The organism is Pseudomonas sp. KH_046_2 (genome assembly GCF_057838985.1).
This window is the reverse complement of the sequence record NZ_CM174480.1, coordinates 129,569-142,033: the sequence shown is the minus strand read 5'-3', so window position 1 is coordinate 142,033 and position 12,465 is coordinate 129,569. Positions and strand designations below refer to the sequence as shown.

Annotated in this window: 2 protein-coding genes; one reads left to right on the top strand and one right to left on the bottom strand. The window is 59.8% G+C overall.

Annotated elements, in window-relative coordinates:
- Positions 1–18: 18 nt before the first annotated feature.
- Positions 19–1,368 (bottom strand): TolC family outer membrane protein, encoded by a 1,350-nt coding sequence (locus tag AC3IX1_RS00635; protein WP_489386728.1) that lies wholly within the window; start codon positions 1,366–1,368, stop codon positions 19–21.
- Between the two features lie 356 nt (positions 1,369–1,724).
- Between AC3IX1_RS00635 and AC3IX1_RS00630 the strand changes: the two genes are divergently transcribed.
- A complete protein-coding gene (locus AC3IX1_RS00630; protein ID WP_489386727.1) occupies positions 1,725–12,386 on the top strand; it encodes a retention module-containing protein in 10,662 nt (3,553 codons plus the stop codon).
- Positions 12,387–12,465 lie beyond the last annotated feature (79 nt).

Sequence of the window (12,465 nt, the reverse complement as noted above, 5' to 3'; positions counted from 1 at the left end):
GAACAACGAAGGTCCTGCTCAATTCATACCGGGCAATTGGACCTTGGGCTTCACGTCGTTCTGCACAACGGATGCCAATGGTGCGACCACTCCCTGGCTCTTGAGCAACTCGCCCATGGTCGCCTTGATTCGGTACTGAGTAAATAACTGAATGTTCTTGATCTCCGCCAGACGGCGAGAAGAGGTGAACAGTTCGTTCTCACTGTCGAGCAAATCGAGCAGGGTACGCTCGCCGAGGCTGAACTGACGCTGGTAAGCGATACGCACGGCGGTGCTGTGATCGACGTATTGCTGGGCGATCGGCACCTGAGCGTTGGCATTGTTCAGGGCGTTCCAGGCCAGGCCCAGCTCTTCGTTCAATTGGCGCAGGGCGTTGTTGCGGATATCCAGCGCCTGGTTCGACAGATAGGATTTGGATTCCAGATCAGCCTTGTTGCTGCCACCGGAATACAGGTTGAAGCGCATGCGCAGCATGGCTTGCCATTCGTTATTGTGGCCGTTCTGACCATCAATATCGTTGTCCGCGGAGCGACCCAACTCAGCATCGAAGCGCGGGTAGAACGTCGACTTGGCCGTGTCGTACTGCTTCTCGGCAGCGGCGATATCGGATTCTGCCGAGCGCAGGATCGGGCTGTTTTCCAGCATCTGCGCACGGGCTTCATTCAGGTTGGCCGGCATCAGCGCCAGGAAACTCGCCGGGCGCTCCAGTTGATCGGGCATCTGGCCAACAGCAGAGAGGTAGTTGGTTTCGGCGTCAGCCAGGTTGGTCTGCTCGGTGATCAGGTTGTTGCGCGCCTGGGCCATCCGCGCTTCGGCCTGATCGAGGTCGGCACCACTGCCGACGCCACGCTGGGTGCGCAGCTGGATTTGGTCGTAAATGCGTTGGTGACTCTTGAGATTTTCCTCGGCCAGACGCACGAATTCGCGGCGGGTCAGCACGTCGAGATAGACCTGGGCCACGGTCAGCCCGGTGCGCTCGGAAGTACTCAGTAGCGAGTAGGCACGGGAGTTGACGGTGGCTTGTTGACGCCCGACTTCGCTGGACGTCGCAAAACCGTCAAAAACCATTTGGGTCAGTCGCAAACTTGATTCACTGCGATTCAGGGTTTCGAAGTGATTGTTGCCGTCGTCTCGCGTCGTCACGCTATCGGTGCCTTCACGACCATAACCACCCAGCAGGTCGACCCGCGGCAAGTACCCACCCTTCGCAGCCTTCAACTGATAGTCCGCAGCCAACCGGCTGTTGACGCCGGCCTGGACTTCCGGATGGACATCCAGCGCTTGTTGCATGGCTTCTGGTAAGGACTGCGCCTGGACGAAGGACGCGGCGAGGGCGAAAGGTATAGCCATGAACAAAGGCGAACGCATTGTAGGAATTTCCCAGGACTTCTTGTCTTGAATCACAGCAAAAGAACGCGCTGCGTCGGAAGATGGCAAGCGGAATGACCGTATGTCGGAAAGTTCAAAAGCGGAACTGGATCACATACCGAGGACAGGTCACAGCTCAAATATCAATGTGACATTACTGGGACGATTGTTTAGGATGGGATCCAGAAGGTCAATAGTTTGGCATTAAGTTAATAGCGAAAAAATATAGCCAAATTATTGACGATTTGATGCGTCAAATTTGTGCATCTATTTTGCAATGTACGTCCAGACTGGTCGGCGCAGACGCCATCAGGTCCATGGAAGCCAACTGAACGTGACACCCCGGAGAGTCTTCAATGAGCAGTGTTGTTGCCATCGTCAAAAGCATTGTCGGTCAGGTTTTCGTGGTGTCCCCCGAGGGCATCCGCCGCGTTCTCGTTGAAGGCGACAAATTGTTCGCCGGTGACCAGATCGACACCGGCCTTTCCGGTGCCGTGTCCCTGGAACTGGCCGATGGCCGCACCCTGGATCTGGGCCGTGACACCCAGTGGAGCGCTGACGCCCCGGACTCTGGCACTGACCTGGCAGCCGCCACCGCGCAAGCCGCGCCGTCCGTTGAAGAGTTGCAGCAAGCCATTGTCGCCGGTGCCGACCCGACCAAAGACCTTGAAGCCACCGCTGCAGGTCCGACGGCATCGGGTTCTGGCGGTGCCGCCGGTGGCGGTCACAGTTTCGTGATGCTCGACGCTACGGCTGGCCGCGTCGACCCGACCATTGGTTTCCCAACTGCGGGTATCAACTCTGCTGCGCAAACCACCCTGGAAATCCCGGGTAGCCAGACCACCAACGTCAATGCCAATGCCAACGCCAACGCCAATACCCCGAGTGAATCAGTCCTCAGCCTCAGTGCCACGCCGACCATCACCGAGGCCGGTGGCGTGCTGGTGTACACCGCGACCCTGACCCAGGCACCACTGAGCGACCTGACTGTCACCTTGTCCAGCGGCGCCGTGATCGTGATTCCCGCGGGCTCGACCACCGGCACCGTCAACGTGCCATTGGCTGCGAACGACACTGTCTACAACGACGCGACACAGATCGAAGTAACTGTCACCGGTACCAGCGGCGGCAGCGGCATCACAGTGACTCCGCCGACTACCCCCGCCGTGACCCAGGTCACCGATACCGTCGACACCACCACGGTCACCCTGACGGCCGGCAACACCGTCACTGAAGGCAGCCAGATTACCTACACGGCGACCCTGACCAACCCGGCGCAGACGCCGGTGACCGTCACTCTGTCCAACGGCTCGACCATTACCATCGATGCGGGCCAGACCAGCGGCAGCGTCAATGTGCCGACTGTGGCCAACGACGTTTACAACAACGGCAGTACCGTCAGCACCACCATCACCGGCACCACCGGTGGCAACTTCGAAAACCTGGTGCCCAACACCACCCCGGCCGTGACCACCATCACCGATTCCGTGGACAACACCGGGCTGACCCTGACGGCCACCGGCAACATCACCGAAGGCGGCCAGATCACCTACACCGCGACCCTGAGCAACCCGGCCGGCACGCCGATGAGCGTGACCTTGAGCAACGGCTCGGTCATCACCATCGAGGCGGGCCAGACCAGCGGCAGCGTCAACGTGCCGACTGCGGCCAACGACGTCTATGTCAACGGCAGCACCGTCAGCACCACCATCACCGGCACCACCGGCGGCAACTTCGAAAACCTGGTGCCGGACACCACCCCGGCTGTGACCACCATCACCGACTCCGTGGACAACACCGGGCTGACCCTCACCGCCACCGGCAACATCACCGAAGGCGGCCAGATCACCTACACCGCCACACTGACCAACCCGGCTGGCACGCCGATGAGCGTGACCTTGAGCAACGGCTCGGTCATCACCATCGAAGCGGGCCAGGCCAGCGGCAGCGTCAACGTGCCGACTGCGGCCAACGACGTCTATGTCAACGGCAGCACCGTCAGCACCACCATCACTGGTACCACCGGCGGCAACTTTGAAAACCTGGTGCCGAACACCACGCCGGCTGTGACCACCATCAGCGATTCAGTGGACAACACCGGGCTGACCCTCACCGCCACCGGCAACACCACCGAAGGCGGCCAGATCACCTACACCGCCACACTGACCAACCCGGCCGGCACGCCGATGACCGTGACCCTGAGCAATGGCTCGGTCATTACCATCGACGCGGGCCAGACCAGCGGCAGCGCTGTGGTCGAGACCCCGGCCAATGACGTTTATGTGAACGGCAGCACCGTCAGCACCACCATCACCGGCACCACCGGCGGCAACTTCGAAAACCTGGTGCCGGACACCACCCCGGCTGTGACCACCATCACCGACTCCGTGGACAACACCGGGCTGACCCTCACCGCCACCGGCAACATCACCGAAGGCGGCCAGATCACCTACACCGCCACACTGACCAACACGGCCGGCACGCCGATGACCGTGACCTTGAGCAATGGCTCGGTCATCACCATCGAGGCGGGCCAGACCAGCGGCAGCGTCAACGTGCCGACTGCGGCCAACGACGTCTATGTCAACGGCAGCACCGTCAGCACCACCATTACTGGTACCACCGGCGGCAACTTTGAAAACCTGGTGCCGAGCACCACGCCAGCAGTCACCACGATTTCCGATGTGATCGACAAGGTCACCGTTACCATCGAAAGCGCTGGTCCGGTACTGGAGAATCAGGCACCGACTTTCACCATCAAACTCGACCAGAAGCTGGATCACGACCTGACGGTGACCCTCAGCAACGGCCAGACTGTGGTCATCGCCGCAGGCGCAACTCAAGTTGGCTATGCATTGCCAGCGCAAGGTGATGACGTCTACAAGGATGGCGGCAGCGCCTCGCTGGGTATCGCTGATGCTAGCGTTGCCGGTAAGACGTTTGAGAATCTGGTCATTGGCGGTCCTGCGTCGGTTGCTATCACCGACACCGTCAGTGAAGTCATCGCCACCCTGACCGTGGACAAATCCACCGTGGCTGAAGGGGGTTCGGTTACTTACACCGTGACCCTGACCAACACTGCGGGTCTGCCGATCAATAACCACGGTGAACTCACTTTCACCCTGACCGACGGCACACAAATCAAAGTCCCAGCCAATACTGCGACTGGCACGGAGACCATCATCGCCAAGGATGACGTCTACACCGGTGGCCAGGCGTCCATCGTCAACAAGCTGGAATCGGTTAGCGGTGCGGACAACTTCGAGAAGTTGACCCTGGGCAAGGACCAGTTCACCACCACCGTCACCGACGAGCCGGGCTCGGGCACCCCAACCGACAACCAGGGCGACAAGGTCACCGTCAGCATCGTCAGCAATGGCGACGTGCAGGAAAACGTCGCACCGAAGTTCACCGTCAAAATCGATCAGGCCCTGAAACAGGACCTGACCGTGACCTTGAGCAACGGCGACAAGGTCGTGATCAAGGCCAATACCACTGAAACCGCTTATGAACTCAAGGTTCAGGGCGACGACGTGTACACGGATGGCGAGACCGTCAAGGTCGGCATCAGCGATGCGACGGTTGACGGCAAGTCGTTTGAGAACCTGGTCATTGGTGGCGAAGCCAAGGTCGAAATTACTGACACCGTCAGCGAAGTCATCGCCACCCTGACCGTGGACAAATCCACCGTGGCTGAAGGGGGTTCGGTGACTTACACCGTGACCCTGACCAACGCGGCGGGTCTGCCGATCAATAATCACGGTGAACTCACGTTCACCCTGACCGACGGCACACAAATCAAAGTCCCAGCCAATACTGCGACCGGCACGGCCACCCTCATCGCCAAGGATGACGTCTACACCGGCGGCCAGCCGTCCATCGTCAACAAGCTGGAATCGGTCAGCGGTGCGGATAACTTCGAGAAGTTGACCCTGGGCAAGGACCAGTTCACCACCACCGTCACCGACGAACCAGGCTCGGGCACCCCAACCGACAACCAGGGCGACAAGGTCACCGTCAGCATCGTCAGCAACGGCGACGTGCAGGAAAACGTCGCACCGAAGTTCACCGTCAAAATCGATCAGGCCCTGAAACAGGACCTGACCGTGACCTTGAGCAACGGCGACAAGGTCGTGATCAAGGCCAACACCACTGAAACCGCTTATGAACTCAAGGCTCAAGGCGACGACGTGTACACGGATGGCGAGACCATCAAGGTTGGCATCAGCGATGCGACGGTCGATGGCAAGTCGTTTGAAAATCTGGTCATTGGTGGCGAAGCCAAGGTCGAAATTACTGACACCGCCAGCGAAGTCATTGCCACCCTGACTGTGGACAAATCCACCGTGGCTGAAGGGGGTTCGGTTACTTACACCGTGACCCTGACCAACGCGGCGGGTCTGCCGATCAATAACCACGGCCCGTTGGAGTTCACCCTCTCCGACGGCACCAAAGTCACCGTTCCGGCCAATACCGCGACCGGCACGGCCACCCTCATCGCCAAGGATGACGTCTACACCGGCGGCCAGCCGTCCATCGTCAACAAGCTGGAATCGGTCAGCGGTGCGGATAACTTCGAGAAGTTGACCCTGGGCAAGGACCAGTTCACCACCACCGTCACCGACGAACCAGGCTCGGGCACCCCAACCGACAACCAGGGCGACAAGGTCACCGTCAGCATCGTCAGCAACGGCGACGTGCAGGAAAACGTCGCACCGAAGTTCACCGTCAAAATCGATCAGGCCCTGAAACAGGACCTGACCGTGACCTTGAGCAACGGCGACAAGGTCGTGATCAAGGCCAACACCACTGAAACCGCTTATGAACTCAAGGCTCAAGGCGACGACGTGTACACGGATGGCGAGACCATCAAGGTTGGCATCAGCGATGCGACGGTCGATGGCAAGTCGTTTGAAAATCTGGTCATTGGTGGCGAAGCCAAGGTCGAAATTACTGACACCGTCAGCGAAGTCATTGCCACCCTGACCGTGGACAGATCCACCGTGGCTGAAGGGGGTTCGGTGACTTACACCGTGACCCTGACCAACACTGCGGGTCTGCCGATCAATAACCACGGCCCGTTGGAGTTCACCCTCTCCGACGGCACCAAAGTCACCGTTCCGGCCAATACCGCGACCGGCACGGCCACCCTCATCGCCAAGGATGACGTCTACACCGGCGGCCAGCCGTCCATCGTCAACAAGCTGGAATCGGTCAGCGGTGCGGATAACTTCGAGAAGTTGACCCTGGGCAAGGACCAGTTCACCACCACCGTCACCGACGAACCAGGCTCGGGCACCCCAACCGACAACCAGGGCGACAAGGTCACCGTCAGCATCGTCAGCAACGGCGACGTGCAGGAAAACGTCGCACCGAAGTTCACCGTCAAAATCGATCAGGCCCTGAAACAGGACCTGACCGTGACCTTGAGCAACGGCGACAAGGTCGTGATCAAGGCCAACACCACTGAAACCGCTTATGAACTCAAGGTTCAGGGCGACGACGTGTACACGGATGGCGAGACCGTCAAGGTCGGCATCAGCGATGCGACGGTTGACGGCAAGTCGTTTGAAAACCTGGTCATTGGTGGCGAAGCCAAGGTCGAAATTACTGACACCGTCAGCGAAGTCATTGCCACCCTGACCGTGGACAAATCCACCGTGGCTGAAGGGGGTTCGGTTACTTACACCGTGACCCTGACCAACACTGCGGGTCTGCCGATCAATAACCACGGTGAACTCACTTTCACCCTGACCGACGGCACACAAATCAAAGTCCCAGCCAATACTGCGACTGGCACGGAGACCATCATCGCCAAGGATGACGTCTACACCGGTGGCCAGGCGTCCATCGTCAACAAGCTGGAATCGGTTAGCGGTGCGGACAACTTCGAGAAGTTGACCCTGGGCAAGGACCAGTTCACCACCACCGTCACCGACGAGCCGGGCTCGGGCACCCCAACCGACAACCAGGGCGACAAGGTCACCGTCAGCATCGTCAGCAATGGCGACGTGCAGGAAAACGTCGCACCGAAGTTCACCGTCAAAATCGATCAGGCCCTGAAACAGGACCTGACCGTGACCTTGAGCAACGGCGACAAGGTCGTGATCAAGGCCAATACCACTGAAACCGCTTATGAACTCAAGGTTCAGGGCGACGACGTGTACACGGATGGCGAGACCGTCAAGGTCGGCATCAGCGATGCGACGGTTGACGGCAAGTCGTTTGAGAACCTGGTCATTGGTGGCGAAGCCAAGGTCGAAATTACTGACACCGTCAGCGAAGTCATCGCCACCCTGACCGTGGACAAATCCACCGTGGCTGAAGGGGGTTCGGTGACTTACACCGTGACCCTGACCAACGCGGCGGGTCTGCCGATCAATAATCACGGTGAACTCACGTTCACCCTGACCGACGGCACACAAATCAAAGTCCCAGCCAATACTGCGACCGGCACGGCCACCCTCATCGCCAAGGATGACGTCTACACCGGCGGCCAGCCGTCCATCGTCAACAAGCTGGAATCGGTCAGCGGTGCGGATAACTTCGAGAAGTTGACCCTGGGCAAGGACCAGTTCACCACCACCGTCACCGACGAACCAGGCTCGGGCACCCCAACCGACAACCAGGGCGACAAGGTCACCGTCAGCATCGTCAGCAACGGCGACGTGCAGGAAAACGTCGCACCGAAGTTCACCGTCAAAATCGATCAGGCCCTGAAACAGGACCTGACCGTGACCTTGAGCAACGGCGACAAGGTCGTGATCAAGGCCAACACCACTGAAACCGCTTATGAACTCAAGGCTCAAGGCGACGACGTGTACACGGATGGCGAGACCATCAAGGTTGGCATCAGCGATGCGACGGTCGATGGCAAGTCGTTTGAAAATCTGGTCATTGGTGGCGAAGCCAAGGTCGAAATTACTGACACCGCCAGCGAAGTCATTGCCACCCTGACTGTGGACAAATCCACCGTGGCTGAAGGGGGTTCGGTTACTTACACCGTGACCCTGACCAACGCGGCGGGTCTGCCGATCAATAACCACGGCCCGTTGGAGTTCACCCTCTCCGACGGCACCAAAGTCACCGTTCCGGCCAATACCGCGACCGGCACGGCCACCCTCATCGCCAAGGATGACGTCTACACCGGCGGCCAGCCGTCCATCGTCAACAAGCTGGAATCGGTCAGCGGTGCGGATAACTTCGAGAAGTTGACCCTGGGCAAGGACCAGTTCACCACCACCGTCACCGACGAAGCAGGTTCGGGTACGCCGAATACGCCGACCAACACCGGTGACGTCACCACCATCAGCATCTCGGGTGATACATCTGTCGTCGAGGGTCAGGCCGCGCATTACACTCTCGCGCTGACCAACCCGGCTCACGGTGAAGTGACCGTAACCCTGACCTACTCCGGCACCGCAGCCAATGGTGTGGACTTCACCGGCGTGACGACGGTCAAGATCCCGGCGAATGCCAGCAGCGTACCGTTCGACATTTCGACCATCGATGACCGGATCACCGAAAGCACCGAAAACTTCGTGGTCAAGATAGACTCGGCCACCGGCGGCAACTTCGAGAACCTGGCGATCAGCGCGTCCAATGGTAGCGTCAACACTTCGATCATCGACAACGATGCACCACCCGTACTGGACCTCGACGCCAACAACTCCAGCGGCGGCACCGGGGCCGATTACAAGGTGACCTTCACCGAGAACACCCCAGGTGCGGGTGTGTCGATCGCCGACACCGACATCAGCATCACCGACCCGGACAGCACCCTGCTGACCGGCGCGACCATCGTGCTGACCAACCGTCAGGACGGCGATGCGCTGAACCTGGGCAACAGCGTCAACGGCATCACCATCAATGCCAACAGCACCAATGGCACAGTCACGCTGACTCTGTCGGGTAACGCGACGCTGGCCGACTACATGCAACAGATCAAGAACATCACTTTCACCAACAACAGTGAAGATCCGAGCACCGTGCCGCGCATCATCACCGTGACGGTGACCGATGGCAGCAACTACTCCAACACCGCGACCACCACGGTCAATGTGGCGGCGGTCAATGACGCACCGGTCGCAGCACCGGTCAACGTTACCGGCACCGAAGACACACCTCTGGTTCTCGGCTGGTCGACCTTCGGCGTCAGCGACGTCGACAGTCCGGCCACCAGTCTGGGCGTGAAAATCACCCAGTTGCCGGGCGAGGGCAAACTGCAGTACCTGGACGGTTCGACCTGGAAAGACGTCGCCGCCAACCAGACGTTCAGCAAAGCCGACATCGACGCTGGCAAACTGCGTTTCATGCCGGATGCCAACGAATCGGGCGCGGACGGCTACGGCGGTACCAGCCAGGGCAACAACCAGTCCGACTACGCACAGATCAAGTTCCAGCCAATCGACGGCCAGGCACTGGGCAACACCGGCACGATAAAGATCGACATCACTCCGGTGGCGGATGCGCCGACCCTGAGCGTTGCCGACAACAACGTAAGGTCCACCGGGTTGATCAAGGAAGTCTGGACCGGTCTGTCGGGCCTGGGCACCAGCGGTAGCGGCGCAGACTCGACCACGCTGAAAAACGTGATCGACGCCGCGGGCACACCGAACTCCACAGGCACCGTGACCAACGTGCAGTCCAACGGTAGCGTGACCGCCGGTACGGCGTCGAAAACCTCCGGCCTGATCTACCTCGAGGCCGGCAAGACCTACACCTTCAGCGGTACCGGCGATGACAGCCTGCTGGTGACCATCGGCGGCAAGAACGTGGCCGCGATCACCTGGGGCGCGGGCGGCAACCTCAATGGTTCGTACACCCCGACCACCAGCGGCTACTACACCCTGGACATCTACCACCACAACCAGAGTGGCCCGGGCAGCTATGACGTCAACCTGTCGGTCAATGGCAGCACGCCGATCGATCTGAGCAGTGCCGGCGTACCGGTTTACACCGGCGTGTCGGATCTGGTGAATGCCGGCGTGACCGTGTCCGACTTGCACGGCACCAATGGCGAAGGCTACTACGACGGTTACAAACTCAATACCGGCGCCGAAGGCACCAGTGTGAAGTTGTCCGCCATCACCACCGCGCTGACCGATACCGACGGCTCGGAAAGCCTGAGCCTTAAGATCAGCGGCATGCCGGTCGGCTCGGTGCTCACCGACAGCGCGGGACATACCTTCACAGTCACCGCGACCAATGGCGAGGCCAATGTGACAGGCTGGAGCCTCGGCTCTCTGACCGTCACTCCACCACCGTACTACAACGGCCAGTTCAACCTGACCGTGACCTCGACCTCCACCGAGGCCCTGGGTGGTTCGGCCAGCAGCACTTCGCAGATTCCGGTGACCGTGTACCCGGCGGCCTACAACGCTGCCACCGCCACTGCGGGCAATGACACTGTCAACGGCACCGACGGCAACGACATCATCGTCGCCGACATTGGCGGCCTGACCGTGGTGCCAGGCGCCAACTACAACATCGCGTTCATGGTCGACAGCTCCGGCAGCATGAGTAGCGCGTCGATCAATTCGGCCAAGGACTCGTTGACGTCGGTGTTCAACACCCTCAAGCAAAGCCTGGGCAGTAACTCGGGTACGGTGAACATTTTCCTGGTGGACTTCGATGCCCAGGTCAACAAGTCGGTGTCGGTGAACCTCAATGACTCGAATGCGCTGACTCAGTTGAAGGAGACTCTGGACTCGATGTCGTCCGGTGGCGGCACCAACTACGAGGACGTGTTCAAAACCACGGCCAACTGGTTCCAGAGTGCGGGCGCCGTGGCCAACACCGGGGCGAAGAACCTCACGTATTTCATTACTGACGGCAAGCCGACTTACTACCAGAGCGGCGAGTCGACCAACCCGACCCTGTATGGCAGCACAACACTCGATAGCCTGATCACCACCAGCAACTATCAGCTGGGTAAAGCGATCAGCCTGTTCCCCGACAGCACGCACCAGATCGACATTACCGCCTCAGGCCGCGTGACGGTCTGGACCAAGAGCAGCGATGGCAACAACGGCAACAATGGCAATGGCAATGGCAATGGCAACGGCAACGGCAACGGAGATAGCTGGTCATCCAAGGACTTCGGCTATCTGCATGCCCAGGGTGACGGCACCTACGAGTTCTCGTGGCGTGATGGCGACGGCGGCAGCACCGACGGGGACACTACCAGCAACTCCACCAGCAGTTTCACACTGCTGAGCAACCTGTCGAATGTCGAGGCCATTGGCCTCAACAGCGGAGTGGGCCTCAACGACCTGAAGCCGTACGACTCGAATCAGTCGCCACAAACCAACATCGATCCGAAGGATCTGGCCAACTCGATCATCGGCCACACCGAAGCGACGATGCCGGGTCACGATACCGTCAGCGGTGGCGAAGGCAACGACATCCTGTTCGGCGACCTGGTGAGCTTCAACGGCATTGCCGGCGAGGGTTACCAGGCCATGCAAGCTTTCGTGGCGCAGCAATCCGGTGTGGAAGTCAGCAAAGTCACCACCAGCAACGTGCACCAGTACATCACCGAGCATTACACCGCGTTCGATGTGTCCGGTGCCCATGACGGCAACGACACCCTGCTGGGCGGTGCGGGCAATGACATCCTGTTCGGCTCGGGCGGTAACGACAACCTCGACGGTGGCAAGGGCAACGACATCCTGATCGGTGGTTCCGGTGGTGATACCTTCGTCTGGAAAGCGGGCGACACCGGCAACGACGTGATCAAGGACTTCAAGGCCAGCGAAGGCGACCGGATCGACCTGCGCGATCTGTTGCAGGGCGAAACCGGCAGCACCATCGACAACTTCCTGAAGATCAGCACGGTCGATGGCGTGTCGTCGCTGCAAGTCAGCTCGACCGGCCAGTTCAACTCGGGCAACGCTGCAGCCGCCACACCGGACGTGACGATCAAACTGGAAGGCAACAACTGGTCTAGCGCCAACCTGCACAACCTGATTGCCGGTAGCGACCCGACCATCAAAATCGATCACAACAACAGCTGATGCGTGAAAACGGCCGCTCCCTATGGGGCGGCCGTCACGTTTGCGCCTACTGCCCGGTGACGATTTCGTCGCTGCGCCA

Coding starts and splice junctions, on each gene's coding strand:
- AC3IX1_RS00635 (WP_489386728.1), bottom strand. CDS start 1,368: ATGCGTTCGCCTTTGTTCATGGCTATACCTTTCGCCCTCGCCGCGTCC.
- AC3IX1_RS00630 (WP_489386727.1), top strand. CDS start 1,725: ATGAGCAGTGTTGTTGCCATCGTCAAAAGCATTGTCGGTCAGGTTTTC.